This is a genomic window from Spirillospora sp. NPDC127506 (assembly GCF_040302145.1).
Taxonomy (GTDB): Bacteria; Actinomycetota; Actinomycetes; order Streptosporangiales; family Streptosporangiaceae; genus Spirillospora.
In genome coordinates this window covers 1-16,537 of the sequence record NZ_JBEORG010000042.1, presented here as the reverse complement: position 1 = coordinate 16,537, position 16,537 = coordinate 1, and the positions used below count along the sequence as shown (strand labels likewise).

12 protein-coding genes and 1 pseudogene are annotated in these 16,537 nt (G+C 70.8%); 5 read left to right on the top strand and 8 right to left on the bottom strand.

Features of this window, described 5'->3' with window-relative positions; all coding sequences use genetic code 11:
• Positions 1-148: 148 nt before the first annotated feature.
• The 3 genes from ABTW95_RS29635 to ABTW95_RS29625 are packed head-to-tail and all read right to left on the bottom strand — an operon-like array spanning position 149 to position 3,608.
• Positions 149-1,597: a purple acid phosphatase family protein gene (locus tag ABTW95_RS29635; protein WP_500228005.1), complete on the bottom strand. Its 1,449-nt coding sequence runs from the start codon at positions 1,595-1,597 to the stop codon at positions 149-151.
• Between the two features lie 60 nt (positions 1,598-1,657).
• A complete protein-coding gene (locus tag ABTW95_RS29630) occupies positions 1,658-2,368 on the bottom strand; it encodes a type 1 glutamine amidotransferase (RefSeq protein WP_396446016.1) in 711 nt (236 codons plus the stop codon).
• Entirely contained in the window at positions 2,358-3,608 is a 1,251-nt protein-coding gene (locus ABTW95_RS29625) for a Mur ligase family protein (protein ID WP_396446015.1), read from the bottom strand. Before ABTW95_RS29625 ends, ABTW95_RS29630 begins: the two co-directional genes overlap by 11 nt.
• A gap of 368 nt (positions 3,609-3,976) precedes the next feature.
• On the opposite strand from ABTW95_RS29625, the gene ABTW95_RS29620 reads away from it, so the two are divergent.
• The gene (locus ABTW95_RS29620; RefSeq protein ID WP_500227981.1) at positions 3,977-5,593 is read left to right on the top strand and encodes a hypothetical protein; all 1,617 of its coding nucleotides are present in this window, start codon (positions 3,977-3,979) and stop codon (positions 5,591-5,593) included.
• A gap of 176 nt (positions 5,594-5,769) precedes the next feature.
• Positions 5,770-6,591: a flagellar basal body-associated FliL family protein gene (locus ABTW95_RS29615; RefSeq protein WP_396446013.1), complete on the top strand. Its 822-nt coding sequence runs from the start codon at positions 5,770-5,772 to the stop codon at positions 6,589-6,591.
• A gap of 4 nt (positions 6,592-6,595) precedes the next feature.
• Here ABTW95_RS29615 and ABTW95_RS29610 read toward each other — a convergent pair whose 3' ends face one another.
• The 3 genes from ABTW95_RS29610 to ABTW95_RS29600 form a co-directional block, all read right to left on the bottom strand.
• Positions 6,596-6,949, bottom strand: coding sequence for a DUF5955 family protein (locus ABTW95_RS29610; RefSeq protein WP_396446011.1), 354 nt, complete (start codon positions 6,947-6,949; stop codon positions 6,596-6,598).
• Positions 6,950-6,966: 17 nt separating this feature from the next.
• Positions 6,967-8,820, bottom strand: coding sequence for an AbeC-like domain-containing protein (locus tag ABTW95_RS29605; protein WP_396446010.1), 1,854 nt, complete (start codon positions 8,818-8,820; stop codon positions 6,967-6,969).
• A gap of 79 nt (positions 8,821-8,899) precedes the next feature.
• Positions 8,900-11,494 carry an ATP-binding protein gene (locus ABTW95_RS29600; protein ID WP_500227980.1) on the bottom strand — a complete coding sequence of 865 codons (2,595 nt, stop codon included), beginning with the start codon at positions 11,492-11,494 and terminating at the stop codon, positions 8,900-8,902.
• Between the two features lie 1,504 nt (positions 11,495-12,998).
• On the opposite strand from ABTW95_RS29600, the pseudogene ABTW95_RS29595 reads away from it, so the two are divergent.
• The 3 genes and pseudogenes from ABTW95_RS29595 (at position 12,999) to ABTW95_RS29585 (ending at position 14,994) form a co-directional block, all read left to right on the top strand.
• Positions 12,999-13,825: pseudogene (locus ABTW95_RS29595) on the top strand (helix-turn-helix domain-containing protein).
• Complete coding sequence (locus tag ABTW95_RS29590; RefSeq protein ID WP_500227979.1) at positions 13,822-14,175, top strand: DUF397 domain-containing protein; 354 nt, start codon at positions 13,822-13,824, stop codon at positions 14,173-14,175. Before ABTW95_RS29595 ends, ABTW95_RS29590 begins: the two are co-directional and overlap by 4 nt.
• 678 nt (positions 14,176-14,853) lie before the next feature.
• A complete protein-coding gene (locus tag ABTW95_RS29585) occupies positions 14,854-14,994 on the top strand; it encodes a hypothetical protein (protein ID WP_396446005.1) in 141 nt (46 codons plus the stop codon).
• A gap of 359 nt (positions 14,995-15,353) precedes the next feature.
• Here ABTW95_RS29585 and ABTW95_RS29580 read toward each other — a convergent pair whose 3' ends face one another.
• Positions 15,354-15,773: a hypothetical protein gene (locus tag ABTW95_RS29580; protein ID WP_396446004.1), complete on the bottom strand. Its 420-nt coding sequence runs from the start codon at positions 15,771-15,773 to the stop codon at positions 15,354-15,356.
• A gap of 46 nt (positions 15,774-15,819) precedes the next feature.
• Complete coding sequence (locus tag ABTW95_RS29575) at positions 15,820-16,098, bottom strand: hypothetical protein (RefSeq protein WP_396446003.1); 279 nt, start codon at positions 16,096-16,098, stop codon at positions 15,820-15,822.
• Between the last annotated feature and the right edge of the window lie 439 nt (positions 16,099-16,537).

Here is a 16,537-nt window from a genome sequence, read left to right as displayed (position 1 = left end):
CCCACACCCACCCCCCCCCCCCCACCCCCCCCCCCCCCCCCCCAACCCCCCCCCCCCCCCCCCCCCCCCCCCCCCCCCCCCCGCCCCCCCCCCCCCCCCCGCCACACCCTCATCGGAAAGTCAGGCCGGCGAAGTCAGGCCGGAGAGGTCAAGCCGGAGAGGTCAAGCCGGAGAGGTCGCGGGTGACGACCGTGTTGCGGTCGGTCGGACGGTTCCCCAGGGAGAGCTGCGGCCATTGCCCGGCGAGTTCCTGGCGGCTGCGTTCGCTCCAGGCCCGCGCTTCTTCGCTGCGCGTCTTGTAGAAATTGAGCGCGTACCCGCCCGTGTGGACGCGGAGAAGTGTGAAACCGCCCGGGTATTCCTTGACCGCCCCTACCTCCTGCTGGACGACCCGGGGCGCGAGCGGGAACGTCGAGCGCTGGTTGCGGTGCGTGTGGCCGGCATGGTGCAGGAAGACGCCGGGTGTGCGGTTGTAGGCGGCGAGGATCCGCAGGGATTGGCCCGCGTCCAGAGAGTGCGCCCCGGTAATGGCGAGCGGGTCGTTCTCCGTGAAGAGCGGGTGGTGGCCGAAGACGATGGTGGGCCGGTCGGGGTCCTTCGCCAGCTCCGATTCGAACCACGCCTGCTGGTCCGCGGAAAGGCCCCCGGAGTCGCCGCCGTCGCCCGGCTTGTCGTAGGTGTCCAGGCCGATGACGCGAAGCCCGTGCAGGTCGTGCGTGAAGTACGTGCGGCCGGACGGGAAGAAGGCGTCCTTGAAGCAGTCGTTCCCCTGCCACTCACCGGCGCTGCAGGACGCGTAAGGCGCTCCCGAGTGGGCGCGGTCATGGTTCCCGCGCGCCACCAGATAGTCGGTGCCCAGGGCGCCGAACGTGTCGAGGATGCTCTTGGCGTTCTGGAGGTCGATCGGGGCCGCCTCGCTGGAGACGTCTCCGGCGGCCAGGAGATATGACGCGCCCCGGCTGCGGGCATCCGCTATCAGCGCTTTCGCCATCACTTCCGGATAGGGCGGATGGCCCGGCACCTGCTCAATGCCTTTGATCCACGGAAGCTGCCCTACGAGACCCGCGACCGTTTCCCCGAGGTGCAGGTCATTGCACAGGGCGACGGAGAAGAGGTGGCGGCCCGGCGGCGGCTGCGGGGTCGTGAACGCGAACACGTCCCCTTCGGGGCGGCCCGCCGCCGAGCCGAACGCCAGCCAGGTCGGCGTCGCCGGACGCCCCGCCGAACGCGCCCTGTAGTAGTACGTGCGGCCCGGTTCCAGCCCGGTCAGCTCGACGTAGTGGTACGGGGTCCCCGGCGGCCCGTGCGCCACGGACGTCAGCCGGGAAGGGTGCGTGCCGTAGAGCACCTCGGCGTCGGACGGGGCGGGCACCATGCGGCCCAGCCCGTCGTCCGTCCCCGGCACGCCCGTGTACCAGGTCAGGACGGCGGTCGTCTCGGTGACGGTGACCAGTTCGAGGTTCACCGGTTGGACGTTCGCCGCGGCGTCGGCGGAAGCGGCCTCCGCCGCGGGAAGGGCCGCGGGAAGGAACGACGCGCCCGCGACGATGGCGCTCCAGCGCAGGAGGGCTCGGCGGCTCGGCCGGCAGCAGATCATGATCGCCACGGTGGCACCGCGGCGGCCGTCCGAACAGACCCAAAGTGGCCCGCCAGCGGCTCAGCCGACGACGGCCTTCAGGCGCTCCTCGCGGAGGCGGCCGGCCCAGGAGTCGTCCAGCGGCTGCAGCTCGCTCCCGACCGCCCAGCGCAGCAGCAGGTCGGCGAGGCCCGGGTTGCGGACCAGCGCGGGCCCGTGCATGTAGGTGCCGAGGACGCGCCCGCTGTAGGCGCCCTCGAACCCGTCGCCGTTGCCGATGCCGTGCACGACCTTCGCGAACGGGCGCGCGTTCGGGCCGAGCCGCGTCACGCCCTGGTGGTTCTCGAAGCCGGTGATCCGGGGCACGTTCAGCTCGGCCGCCACGTCGCCGACGATCTCGCCGACGGCGCGCTGCTCGCCGCGTCCGGAGGTGATGTCGAGCAGGCCGAGGCCCGCGACCGGCTGGCCCTCCTCGCCGCCGAACTCGTGGCCGAGCAGCTGGTAGCCGGCGCAGACCGCGAACACGACCGCGCCCGACTGGACGGCGCGGGCGAGGCCCCCGTCGCCCCGCAGCCGCTGCGCCGCGAGGATCTGCGGCCGGTCCTCGCCGCCGCCGAGCAGGTAGATGTCGCCGTCGGCGGGGACGGGCTCGTCCGAGCGCAGGTGCACGGTCTCGGTCGGGATGCCGCGCAGCGACGCCCGCCGCTCCAGGACGATCGTGTTGCCCTGGTCGCCGTAGGTGCTGAGCAGGTCCGGGTAGATCCAGACGATCTTGATTCGGTCAGACGACACGGCCGTACCTCGTTCGGATGTTCTGGAAGGCGGTGTAGTTGGCGATCACGTCGAGGTGCCCGGGCGGGACGGCCATGACCGCCTGGTCGATGTCGTCCACGACGGTGAAGGTCACCTCGGCGGCCTCCAGCCGGGCCGCGAGGTCGATGCGGCGCTCGCCGGTCACCCAGACGGGGCGGCCCCGCAGGATGCGGTAGTCGACGTCCCACAGCCAGGACGTGTCGCGGCCGTCCGGCCCCTGGGCGTTGATCGACAGCGCGACCGGGCCCGGCGCGGGCCGCAGGACGTCGAACGCCTCCAGCCAGCCGGCCGGGTTCTTCGACAGCAGCAGCCGGATCGAGCGCCCCTCGTGCTCGACCGTCGTGTACCGGCCGGCCACGGACGTGACCTGCGACAGCAGCGGGAGGGCCTGCTCGGGCGGGACGCCGAACTGCGCGACGACCGCCAGCGCGATGAGCGCGTTCGAGCGGTTCGCGCGGCCCGGCAGGGACAGCCCGGTGAGCGGGAACGTCCGGCCGTCGGGGGCGGTGACCACCTCGCCCTTCAGCGTCCAGTCGGGGCGGGGGCGGCGGAAGTGGCACTGGCGGCAGGCCCAGTCGCTGTCCTCGTCGGTGTCCTGCCGGTCGAGGGGGCCGCCGCACTCGGGGCAGCACCAGGAGTCCTCGCGCCAGTGCTGCCCGGCGGCGACCCACGTGACGCTCTTGGCGGTGGACGCGCCCCAGGTGACGAGGGGGTCGTCGCAGTTGGCGACGACGTGGCTGGTGGGGGACGCCTCCAAGGCGCGGCGCCACTTGCCGGCCAGCAGCCAGATCTCGGCGGCGCGGTCCATCTGGTCGCGGCTCAGGTTCATCAGCGCGACGACGTTCGCCCCGGTCTCCTTCAGGACCATCGGGACGTACTTCTCGTCGCACTCCAGCACGCCGTAGCGGGCGGACGGCGCCGACGCGAGCGCGGACACGTGCCCGGTCGGCATGTTCGCGCCGAACGCGTTCGTGGCGACCTCCCCGAGCGGCGTCATCGCCGAGGTGATCAGCCGGGTCGTCGTCGTCTTGCCGTTGGTGGCGCTGACGAGGACGAGCTTGCGGTCCTTGGCGAGCCTGGTCAGCAGCTCGGGATCGAGCCGGAGGCCGACCCGCCCGCCGATCACCGAGCCGTCCCCGCGGCCCGCCATTCGGGACATCTTGGCGGCCGTACGACCGAGCGCGACGGCCAGCTGCGAACGCAGCGGAAGATCGCTCATGGACTCCGTCTTCTCTGGATGCGCCGGGAAACCGCTCCGAGCCTAGCCGCTGAGGGCACCGCTCCGGGCGCGTTGCGGGGCGCACCGGCGGGTTCGGGGACGTACCCGGCCGCGAGGGTGCACAATGTGAGCATCATCACAGCCGGTCAGGTAAACCGCCCGCGGCAATCTTGACCTGTACCGACATGTCGTGATTCGGTGCGACCTCCGACTGCGGTGTGCCAGATTTCCGTCCACGCATCCGAGAACGGCGGCACCCACTACTTTTGTCGGGAGCCCTGCTGGTTCGCGGGGAGGCGGTGCCCGTCCCGGCCGGCGGGCCAGGACCGCAAGGCGTGGCAAAGCGGCGATAAGGCGAGGTCTGAGCGATGCAGTGTCCGACGTGCGGTAATGACACGCCCGGGACGCTGGGCAAGTGTTCGCACTGCGCGGCGCCCATCGACGTGTACTCGGTCGGGCCCTCCGTCCCGCTGGCGGCGCCCGTCGCCGACTCCTCCCCGGGCTCCTCCCCGGGCTCCTCCCCGGGCACGGGGACCGCCGACGCCCTCGGCGACCGGACGATGATGGTGCCGCCGCCCACGCCCTCCTGGGCCTCGGGCGCGCAGCAGCCCGCGGCGCCGGACCTCGCGATGCCGCCCCGGCAGCCGGCGTCCCCGACCGCGCCCCAGCCGCCGGCGCAGGGCCCCTCGTCCACGGCGCCCGAGCCCCCGGCGCAGCCGCCGCTGCAGCTGTCGGCCGAGCCGCAGGCGGCGACGCCGGCGTCCCCGCTGCGGCCCGTCGACCCCGAGGACACCGCGGCCTGGACGTTCAACCCGGACGAGGACTCGGGCGCCTACGGCACCGTCCCGCCGCCGCCCGCCTGGGGCAACGCGCAGCCCGCGGACGAGAAGCCCGCGCTGCCCGCCGCCGGGGACGCCCCGGCCAACCCGTTCGGCCTCGCCGAGCAGCCCGCGCCGGCGGAGTCGATCGTCCCGGAGTCGTGGTTCGCGCAGCCGCGCAAGCCGGAGGGCGCGGACGCGGACGCCACCCAGGTGTGGGGGCAGCAGGGCGGCGCCGCCCAGCCGCCCGCCGTGCAGGGCGGGATGCCGCCGGCGCTGCCCGCCGCCGCGTCCGACATGGACGCGACGCAGCTCGCCCCCGGCCCGATGAACCCCGGTGCCCAGGGATTCGGCGGCGGTGCCCAGGGATTCGGCGGCGACTTCGACCAGACGCGCATGGACCCCGGCTCCCCCATGGGCGCCCCGCCGATGGGCACGCCGATGGGCGCGCCGATGGGGCAGCCCGGCATGGCGGCCCCCATGGGCGCGATGGGGCCCGGCGGCCCCGGGTACGGCGGCTTCCCGCCGCCGCAGCAGGGCCCGAAGAGCGGCGGGACGAGCAAGCCGCTCGTCGCCGCGGTCACCGCGCTCGTCACCGTCGCCGTCGGCGCCGTGGTGTTCGTCGCGTGGCCGTCCGGTGACGACTCGTCGGCCGGCACGCAGCCGACCGCGACGCCGTCCAGCAAGCAGGTCGCGCAGAAGAACGCGATCCCGCCGGAGACCAAGCAGCAGGCCGAGGTCCTGAACAAGATCCTCGACGACAGCGTCGACACCCGCCGGATCCTCGCCGGGGCGCTCGGCCGGGCCGGCAAGTGCAAGACGCTGCCGAAGGCGATCCAGGGGTTCCAGACGGTCGCGCAGCGCCGCCAGAACCAGCTGCGCCGCACCAAGGAGCTCAAGGTCGACAAGCTCGCGAAGGGCGAGCAGCTGCGCGGCACGCTGTCCGAGGCGCTGACGGCGTCGCTGCAGGTCGACATGGTGCTGCTGCGGTGGGCGCAGGCGAACCAGCGCAACTGCCACGGCAAGCCGAAGCCGAGCGCCGCCCAGGTGCCGGGCCGCGCGGCGCAGGAGCGGCGGGCGACGTCGGCGAAGAAGCAGTTCGTCGTCCTGTGGAACCCCGTCGCGAAGAAGACCGACCAGCCGCAGCGCAGCTGGAAGCGGGTGTAGCGGCGGGAGCAGAAGCGGGGGTGAAGGCCGAATACGGCCGGGTTTCCACCCTTGCGCACCACCCGTAGCCGCGCGGTCGCGCGTTATGTTGTGACCGTTCGAACTCACGGGGGCAGGGGGCCGTCATGCGGTGTCCGAACTGCGGGACCGACACGTCGTCGTCCTCGCCCGCATGCATGCGGTGCAACGCGCCGCTGCCGCCGGACGGCGACGCGACGGCCCGCGACCCGCAAGGCGCGGACGTGCCCGTCCCCCGCGAACCGCTGCCGCCGCCCTGGGCCGGGCAGGCCCCCACCCCGTGGGAGCCGGCGGCCGACTACACGACGCCGATGCCGCCGTCGGAGGAGAGGTCGATCCCGCTCTCCCCCGAGCCGTGGGCGGAGCCGGCGATCTGGCAGCCTCCGGCGCCGCCGCGCAAGAGCAGGCTCCCGTACTTCCTGGCCGCGGCCGGCGCCGTCCTGCTCATCGGGGTGGCGCTCGGGATCGTGTTCTGGCCGAGCGGGTCGGGAAGCCCGGAGGCGTCGCCGGCGGCGGTGCAGCCGTCCGCGGCGCCGAGCGGTGCGATGTCCGAGACCGGGGGCACCGAGGAGACCGGGGACACCGGCGACTTCGACGCGCAGGCCGGGGCGGTGAACACGCTGCTGGACGAGATGGGCGGCACCCGTTCGGCCCTCGGCGGGGTCGTCGAGGAGGGCTGCCCGGTCGACGGCCTGCAGCGCATCCTGGACCAGCGCCGCGGCCAGCTGGAGAAGGCGCGCGAGCTGGACGTGAGCGCGCTCGACAACGGCGCCGAGATGAAGGACGCGCTCGTCCGCGCGCTGGAGGCGTCGACCGAGTCGAACCAGCGCTACCTGGACGTCGCGCCCGGCTGCCCGTCCGACGAGGAGGTCTCGGACGTCAACTCGCGCGCCAGCAACGCCAAGGGCGAGTTCATCGGCTACTGGACGCCGATCGCCGAGCGGGCCGGCCTGCCGTCCCGCACCGAGAGCGACATCTGACGGCTCACCCGACCCCGAGGGCCGCGCCGAGCGCCCGGACGGCCTCGGCCAGCACCGCCACACCGGCGACGCGGCGGCCGAGCCGCGCGAGCGCGCCCTCCATGCGCTCGGTGTCGGGGTCGTCGGAGCCGGCCTCCTCGCGGACGTCGGCGAGGTCGCGGCGCGCCCGCGCGGGCTCGTCGAGGTCGCCGGCATGCGCCTCCAGCAGCCGCTCCAGACGGGCGAGGGCGTCCGCGACGTCACTCGGCGGCCCGGCGTCGATCTGCTGGTTCTGCGTCACGTTGTCGCCCGTCGCGATCTGCCCGGAGACGTTGGCGTTGCCGCCGATCCTGATGCCCCGGTCACCGTGCCCGCTCATTCGCGCCTCCGGATGGGTCATGGGTTGATGCGGCGTGAACCGCCCTGCTGCCGCTGCTCGACGCGCCGCCCCCCGGCGACCTGCCCGTTGACGGTGCCGCCGGTCATGATGACGCCCTCGTTCATGATGACGCCGGCCTGGGACCGGTACGCCGACACGTCCAGCCCGCACTCGTCGCCCAGGTAGTCGAGCAGCGCCTCGTTGACGCGCCACTCGATCAGCCGCGTGTACTTGTCGGCGTCCATCTCCTGGACGTAGGTGTCGAACTCGTCGGCGGCGCACAGCTCCCGGATGCTGATCCGCGCGCCGTAGTCGTGCACCAGCCGCTGCGCGGAGGTGTGCGCGGCCGCCGCCGCGAACAGGCTGCGCAGCACCGCCCAGCCGGTCGCGACCACCCGGACCTGCGGCAGCACCATGGCGCGCAGCAGGCCGCGCCGGCCGTGGACGAACGCGCGGAGTACCTGGCCTCCGGTGCCCCAGGTGGGCGCCAAGTCCACGACGCGGAACTCCCGCCGGACCGGCGGCAGGACGGTCGCGGCGAAGTGCCCGTACAGCATCCGGCCCTCGACCGCCAGGTACACGAAGGCGGTGAGGGAGATGTCCTGCTCCTCGGCGGGCGCGACGATCCGCCCGTCCCGTCCGATGGCGGCCCGGCCGTGGGCGCCGACGGTGACGCGCTGGAAGCAGCGGATGTGCGACTGCGGGTGCCGGATGAGCGCCTCGGCGGCGTCCGGGGAGGCCATGGAGAAGGGGTATCCGGTCGCCGGGTCGATCAGCGGGTGCGGCGGCATCGTGACGGCGTCCGCGGGGCCGGGCGGGCGGGTCCGCCGGACGCTCTCCCCGCGCGCGGCGATGTGCATGCCGGTGAGGAGCGCGGTGATCCGCTCGTTCGGCGGCAGCGGGTCGGCGGCGGGCTCGCCGGGCGGCCGCTCGTCCCGCATGGCGTGCAGCCGGTCGCGCACCCGAAGGTGCATCACCATCGGGTCGACCGAGGGCGGTTCGGCGTCGCCGCCCTTGCGGAGGTCGGCCGGCCCGGCGGCGGGACGGTCGAGTTCCAGCACGATCGACCAGGCGCGCGCCCAGGGGGAGGAGAGGTCGCCCGCGCCGATGAACGGGTTCGTCCCCGAGTGCAGGGTCACGTTGCCGCGCTGCGCGGACCGGATCCGGGCGAGCACCCGCGTCACGCGGTCGCTGAACGTGCGCGGCGGCGGCCCGGCGGCACCGGGCGCGAGGTCGCGCGCCAGGACGCCGTGGACGACGGCGAGGTGGGCGACGACCGTCAGCCCCAGCGCCATGGTGAGCAGGATGAGGCTGGGGAAGGCGAGGTCCGTCTGGAGCATCTCCAGCGGCCCCTTGCTCTCCTCCTGCTCGTAGGGGGTGTAGCCGGAGCTGTCGATCACCTGCGCGGTCCTGGTCGCGTACACGACGCCGAAGACCATCCAGGCGAACAGGACGGCCCCGGCCGACCCGGCGACCAGCCGCCACCCCCAGGTGAGCTGCCGCCACGGGACCGCGGTGAAGCCGGCCAGCACCGCCAGGAGGTAGAAGTAGGCGATGGTGAGGGCCGGCAGGAAAATGAGCGAACCCAGCCAGACGCCGCAGAGCACCAGGTCGCGGACGAGCCGGTAGCGGCGCGCCCGCAGCGCGTGCAGCAGCACCGGCTCCACGTCGAACCCGTAGGACGGGGCGACGGCGCGGTTCTCGTCGTCGAGGAACTCGGCGATGACGCGGTCGCCGATGCGCTTGTCCAGGTACACGGCGGCGCACAGGTACCGGGTGGTGTTCTGCATCGGCTGCCGGGACGTCTCGGCGACCGGCTGCGCATGGTAGAAGAACGGCGCGGCGCCGGTCGTCGCCTGCTCCACGGTCATGGCGACGAAATTATCCTGATCATGTCGCCATTACGTGAATTAGCGCCGATCCGTGGCCGTATGGCCACAGCCGGTCACGTCACTCGGGGTCGCCGGGCCGGCCGAGGAAGGGGAGTCCCTTGGACGGGTCCTCGAAGGGTTCGACGAAGCGGTCGAACCAGCTCAGGACGGGTTCGAGCCATTCGGTGACGCGCATCGTCGCGGCGACGTGGTCGATCTGCTCGTCCTCCTCGAAGCCGAGCGCGACGACGGCGAGGTCCTGGTAGAAGCCGGACTGGTCGTCGTCGCCGTAGAGGGCGGTGAGCGCGATGGGGCGGTTGCGGGCCAGTTCCATCGACAGCGGGTGGCGGCGCAGGGCGCGCAGGCGGTGGCCGAGCTTGGCGTCCGGCGGCTGCTTGAGGCCGGGCAGCGGGTAGTCGAGCGGCGGCGCGACCGTGTGCTTGTCGGGGACGCCGCCGCCGTAGGGGAACAGGCGGTCGAGCTCGTGCAGCCATTTGACCTGCGGGATCATCCACTGCGGGCCGGGCGCGCCGCCGGGCGCCGCGCCGCCGAGCAGGCGCCCGGCGACGTCCGCGACCGCGGCGGTCAGGTCGGACGGCGGGTACGCGGCGCGCAGCGACCGGGACCGCCGCGTCACGGCCCGTTCGAGGACGGTCGCGAGCGCGCACTCGCGGAGCCGCGGCGCCAGCCGCGACCAGGCCCGCGCCAGCTCGGGCGGCACGGCGGGCAGCGGCCGGTTCACGACGTGCGCCAGGACCAGCGTGTCGGCCCACAGCCGCAGCCACGCCCAGTCGGGGCCGCCGGCGATGAGGTCGGCCTCGCGCAGCTCGAACAGCGTGCACGCGCGTCCCGACCGGCATTCGCAGCCGCAGGCGGCGGACCGGCGCCCGTCCACGGGCGGCGGCGGGCCGGGCAGCTCCGCCTCGCGCCCCTCCCCCAGCGGCACCCGGACCCGTAGCGGCCGGTCCATGCCGTCCGCGAACACGGCCGCGACGCCGGGGCGCAGCGACACCACCTCGCGGGACTGGTCGTCGTCCAGGTTCATCGCCGCGCCGACCTGGTGCCGGTCGTCGTAGGCGGGCAGCCGGTGCACGACCTTCAGCGCGGTGTTCTTGATGACGTCCGGGACGAGTTTCGTCGGGATCTGCTCGGCGACGATGATGCCCTCGCCGTACGCGCGGATCTCCGCGAGCAGCCCGGCGAACAGCTCGACCGCGTGCGAACTGCCGCGTTCGGGGCCGCGGTTGCGGAGCAGCCGGTGCGCCTCCTCGATGACGATGACGTGCCGCAGCGCGGACCCCGCCGCCCGGTCGCGCTTACGCTCGCGCATCCGCAGATGCTCGACGACGCGGATGATGAGCGTCCCCATGAGGAACGCCTTGTCCTCGTCGTTGGCGACGTCCTCGATGGCGAGCACGATGTTGTCGCGGAGCATCCCGCCGATGTCGGCCGGGTGCCCGCCTTCGAAGAACCGTCCCGCCGACCCGATGCGCAATGACCTCAGCCGGACGTCGACGAACCCCTGCACGTCGGCCATCAGCTCGCGCCCGTAGCCGACGTCCTGGATGACCTGGAGCGCCGCGTTCTGGAGCTGCTCCAGCGTCGGGACGGCCGGCTCGATCAGCGAACCCGGCACGCCCGCGCCCGTCACGACGTCCCACCCGTTGTTCTCGTAGACGCGCTGGAGTGCCTGCGCCATGATCTGCGGGAACGGTTCCTCGGCGTCGAACGCGGCCTGGAACAGCGCCCGCACCATGTCGATGTGCGCCTGGACGGGGTAGCCGGGCTCGGGCGCGAGCGGGTTCACCGACAGGGGCACCGAGTCCGGGTCGGACGGGTTGACGACCGTCACCGGCCCGCCGAGGTCCTGGATGCGTCCCGCCATCGCCGCGTACTCCGACTTGGCGGGCTCGATCGCCAGCCACGGGATGCCCGCGCGGGTCAGCTGCTCCAGCAGATGCCGGACGGTCTGCGACTTGCCGGCGCCCGTCGCCCCGGTGACGAACACGTGCCGGTTGATGGTCGAGCGGGGCACGGTGAACCGCCCGACCTCCCGGTCCTGCCCGTCGAGGATGGCGCCCAGCTCGATCTGCGGTTCACCCGTCTGCGGTGTGGTCTCGGAGGTGACGTCGAAGTACCCGGCCTCCAGCACGCGCAGCCCCGGCACCTCTCTGCGCGGCAGCCCGGCCAGCGCCGCGAGCGCCCCCGCCGTCGCGACGAACGGGAACCGCTGCTCCGACTCCCCCATCGGCCGTACCGGCGCCGGCTCCGCCCCGGGGCTGAGCATCTCGCTGAACGACCCGCTCCCCTGCCCCGACCGCAGCCGATACGGATGGTGCCCCAACTCCATCGACCCGACGAGCACCGGCGCGATCTGCCCGAGCTCCTCCTGCGAGGCGGCACCGGCGACGACCCGCACCTGCCACAGCCCCGCCTCGCGGAACGCGTCCAGCTCCGCGAGCCGCTGATCGGCCCGGGAGACGGCGAGCCTCGACTGCTCGTCCTCCCCACGCCGCAGCATCCGGAGCTCGTGCTGCAGTTCCCGCACCTCGTCATCGATCAGCCGCTCATCGCACGGATCAGCGACCACGAACCACCCGAAGGGCCGCTCCATCAACGTGACGAGCGTCGCCTCGAACAGCCCGGGACCGCCCCCGGCCCCCTGCGGCGCCAACCGCCCGGGACACCGCGTCCAGACCATCCGCTCGGCCTGGCGCAACCACCCGTCCCCAACGGGCACCCCACGACCCCCGCTGGGGAACAGGAGCCCATGGGTCTCGGCGTTCGCCTCCGGCGTCCCGATGGGCCCAGCGTTAGTGATCAGCTGCAGCGGCGCACCGGAGCCCGCCGACAACCACCCCACAACGAACGGCCGCCGCAACCGCGCCGCCGACAACGCCGCGGGCAGCACACTCACAAAGTCCCACTCGGCCGACGCCTCCCGCTGCGGCGCCGGGACGGCCTGAATCCGATACCAGGGCCCCGGCAGCACGAACCGCTCCCCACCACGGCCGGCCCCCGGCGGAAACCCGGTCCCCCTTCGATAGGGCGGCACAGCAGGCGACGACGAACCAGGCGGCAAAGTCACCCCAGCATCCTGACGCGCCCCCGCGCCCCGCGCCAATGCACCGTCAAGAAGAGCCCGAAGTATCGACCGCGCGGCGGGGACGGGTGGCCGCCCCGGCCGCGCGGCGGTTTGAGGGTCAGCGACGGAAGCGGGCCTTGAAGATGGTCTGGATGAGGGTTTCCGGGTCGGGGCGTTGACGATCCTCCACCGCGTCCCGCCGGGGATGAGTGCCCACCACTCCTCGGTGTGGGTGCCCCACCAGCAGATGACTCCGGAGCGATCCTGCAAGTCGGCGACCGTCGCCGCGTAAGGCTGGTCCGGGTGAGGCCGGGGCGCGGGACGCGGTTCGCCCGCCGTCTCCCGCTGGTGGCTCTGCGCGGCGAGGGCGGCCGTCACGTACGGAACAAGAATGCGGGTGATCCGCTCGGCCGCGCGCATGGGCTTGGTGTGCGGAGCCAGGTCCTCGCCGGTGCTCGACCGGTACCACCAGATGTCGGACGCCGTTCCGGGGACGAGAGTGATGCTCTCCCCGAAGTCCGGGACGGCGGGGTCGAACACGCGTAGAAGCGGGCACGGGCCGTCGTAGCGCGCAACGGCCTTCCAGCCTTCCCGGATGACTTCCTGCGCAAGTCGGTCAAGATGCACCGAAATGGAAGAATTTGGGGCGCCGGCGTTCAGATTCTTCGATTCGATCCATCGCATTACCAACGCACCCACTGACTGGGTTCGAACATCTCTTTGCCGGACGCGCGACTGAGTTCGTCAGCGAGCGCCTTACGAAGCTCTTCTTCCGTGTTACGTACAACGGTCGGATCTACCCCGGCCTTAGGGTCGTGCAGAGTGGCGACCCAATCGCCGAGCTTTCCGTCGTGGCGTGTCGCGCGCCAGATTCGATGACCCTGGAAGTCCTCGCGGAGTCGGGCCAACGCCTGGTCAGTGGGGTTGACGGGCGTATCCATGATCGTTTGAACTTTCGCCGTGATTTCTCTCCGTTACCGCTCCCAATCTTCCTGTGATCGCGTTATCTTCTGGAAGAGCAAGAAGCCCGGAGAAAGAAACCCCCCCGCGTGCGGTCGGAAAGCCGCAGCGCTTTCGAATCCTGGAGGCTCCCATGCCCCGTCGCCCGCGCGACCCCGGCGTCCCGTCCTCGCCCGCCGAGTACTTCGGCACAGAACTCCGGGCTTATCGCGAAGCGTCCGACTTGTCCCGACCGCAGTTCGCCGAGAGGCTCGGCTTCACCCCGCAGTGGATCGGCCAGATCGAATCGGGCAATTCGGCCCCTTCCGACGACTTCGCCCGAGCCTGCGACACCTTCTTCAAGACGAACGGATCGTTCTACCGCATCTGGGAGTGGATCCGAGACTTCGGCCGCCTCGCCGTCCTGCCCCCTGGCTTCCCTGACTTCATCGCACGGGAACGAGTGGCCGAGGTGATCTACATCTTCGAGACCATGGTCATCACGGGGCTGTTCCAGACACCGGCGTACGCACGCGAGGTGCTCAAGCAGGGGAAGACGTCCGCCACGTTGACCAGCTAGTCGCAACTCGAATGGAACGACAGGAGCTCCTCAAGCGGGAGAACCCACCCCACGTGGTCGCGATCTTCGACGAAGGCGCTATTCGTCGCCCGATCGGAGACCCGGAGGTGATGAAAGAACAGATCCAGCACCTCATCGACCTGACGGAGCTGTATCACGTCACGATCCAGATCGTCCCAACCGCAGAGGGTGCCTACGCGGGATTGCCCGGCGCGTTCATGGTCCTCGGTTTTGAGGACGATTCCGATGCCGTGCGCGTCGAGGGTCACGTCGGTGGCCAGCTCGTCGATCACCCTTCGGTTGTCCGGAAGTATAGGGTACGTTTCGATTTGATCAGGGCTTCAGCGATGACCGCTGAGGACTCCCTGAACCTCCTCCGGTCGATCTTGGAGAGCCTATGAGCACAAAGCACCCGCAGGCTGTGCAATGGCGCAAGAGCCTTCGCAGCACTCACACTGGTGATCAGTGCGTCGAGGTCGCGTTGGTTCCATCGGGGTGGCGGAAGAGTAGTTACAGCACTGACACGGGTCACCGGTGCGTCGAGGTGGCGCCGATCGTGCGTGCTGCTACTTGGCGTAAGAGCCGTCGCAGTACGGATACCGGGGATGCGTGCGTCGAGGTGGCGGACTTGGCGACGGCCGTAGCAGTGCGGGACTCCAAGAACCCGGACGGCCCAAGACTGATCTTCGGCCACTCCGCCTGGCAAGCGTTCGCAGCCCAAGTCAAGAACGGCACCCTCGACCTGCCCTAACCCGTCTCGGCCCATTCCAGTCCCGTCTGCGACGAGCAGAGCCAGGGACGTGCGCGACGAGCAGGGCCCCCGATACGTGCGCAGCACCCAGACCACGGGCTCTCACCAGCCGCGCCACCTTCGTTGACCTGCGGCACGCTTGGCCATGCGGCGGACGACAACCCCACCGCGCCGCATGAACAAGGGCCAGGGCGTCCAGGCCGCTCCCACCGGCTCCTCGTGGCCCGGCCTCGACGTCGTTACACGCCGCCGAGACCACCCGTCGATGCCGACGTCCGCCACGGGCCCTACGCCGGTCCGCGTCACATGCGACCATTGCCCCGCTGCCGACGCCGCTCGCCTTTACGCCCGTCCGGCTCCAGCCGCCGTGCACTGCGCCAGCCCTGCGATCCGCGCGGCCCCCCATTCCCGCGAGCGCCCCTGCCCCACCGCCCGTCCTGCCCCTCCACTCCTACGCACGAACGGATCGGACTCGCCGAAACCTGCACCGGACAATCGTCTTTGCCGGCACCGTGGTCAAAGTGAAAGTCGAACAACATATTTCCCGTTCGCTCCTCGAGCCCCGCCACATCCAACTCGAAGAAACGAGACCCAGCTACCTCGTCCAGCCCGGGGGTGATTGCTTCGCCGGCCATCACCGTTGCAAGTTCCGCGGCCGCCATCGGATGGCCTAGCGCGATGAACCCCGTGCTCATACCCGCGGCCATCGACAACCACCAGATCAGGCATCGAATTGGTGGCCAACAGCACCTTCAGCGCATCACGCTCGGCTTCCAGCACCTGGGCCAACGCGACTGGTTTCACGAACAGTTGCGATGAGATCCACAGACACAAGATCAGCCGAGACTGCAGCCGCGTCACACCAACCCGGCCTGCTTGACACATCAGATCAGGTTCCACACAAACGGCGGAAAGCCGGCAAGCAACTGCCGCCAGGCGCGACCGGGGCGCACCACAAACAGCACCGCGTCTACGATCCCGCGCCGCGAGTGCTCCAGCCCCCACTGCTGGCCGGGGGCAACGGCGGTTCCACCAGCGCGCACTCATCGTCGGGCAGCCAGAGGGACAGCACGATGTCCGAGCCACCGCGCCACCTACACGAAGCGGCACACGACATCGCACATACGCACCGACCGAGATCAACTTTCAAACACGCACTCAGTAGGACCGGACGGACTTCACCCGTAGAGTCGGCGGATTAGGTCGTCGACGTCAGAAGCAACTTGTACCCATGCGAAACCATCCGAGCTGGCGAGGTAAAGCACCCGCGGTACCATATCCGACTCCCGATAGTCCAAGACGAACGGCATGTCGGTTCCCAGGACGCCGATTAGAACCGAACGCCGGAGGTCGATACCGAGGCTACCACCTTCTTCCGGTTTCCAGAATATGTCAAATGGTTCGAGCTCCCGCCAAAGCTCGTTACAGCGCAGCAGTTCGGAAAGATCGAAAAAATGAACATCCTCAGGCCGTTCCCCGAAGATCTCCAAGAATACCTGATCACCCGCCGGAGGAATCCACCTATCCTCCCTGAGCAGCACCTCCAGCGCAGGCGGAATCCGAAGACCAAGAACTTGCAGGCCACCCGTTTTCATCACACAGGCCCATCGTAGGTCACGTGAACAACGTCTAGAACAGGAAGCTTCAAACCGGGAAACCGCACTTCCATGGCGCATCCAAATCGTCCGGATCTACACCCGAGCGCCTTATCGAGTCATCAATATCGTCGATGGACGGGATGATCTCGTCATGCACGATGGACATGTCATCGTCATAGAAGCAGGCGTCGGCGTCTATCAGATCACGCCCTACCTCAAAGGCCCGGACCCGGAACCCTCCAGCCGGAAGCGGGATCACCCACACCCAGGAAAGGGCGTCATGCGAACCCGCCACCCTGCTGGCAGCGATGTCCGATTTCGACATCAGTAACCTGTTCCTGGCCGGAACCCGCACGTCACCGCCTCCAGAATATTTTTACAACCCGACCCTCAGGCGTGTGGATCTGAATACGCGGGAGGTCTCCCGTGCCGGTTCCCTGCACCATGCCCGGAGAAGGCGGCCTCCTTGAAGTCTGCGATCGCCGTTTTGAACGACGCACCGGATGCGTGATCGCCCTGGCCCACTCATTACACCTCATCATTCAGCGTACGTGTGAGGTCAATTAGCGTGTCCCGCCCGTACGGACGCGATGCCGCCGACTCGACCGCCTCCGCGCGCCTGGACGACCTTGCCGCCGTCCCCAAGAAGCCGACCGCCCTTCCCTGGTTACCGGCTCTTCACGATCGAGGGTGTAGTTGCGGTTTGAAGCCGCCGGTCTCGAGTAGTGATCTGGCGATGTAGTTGGTCAGGTTGCGGAACCCCA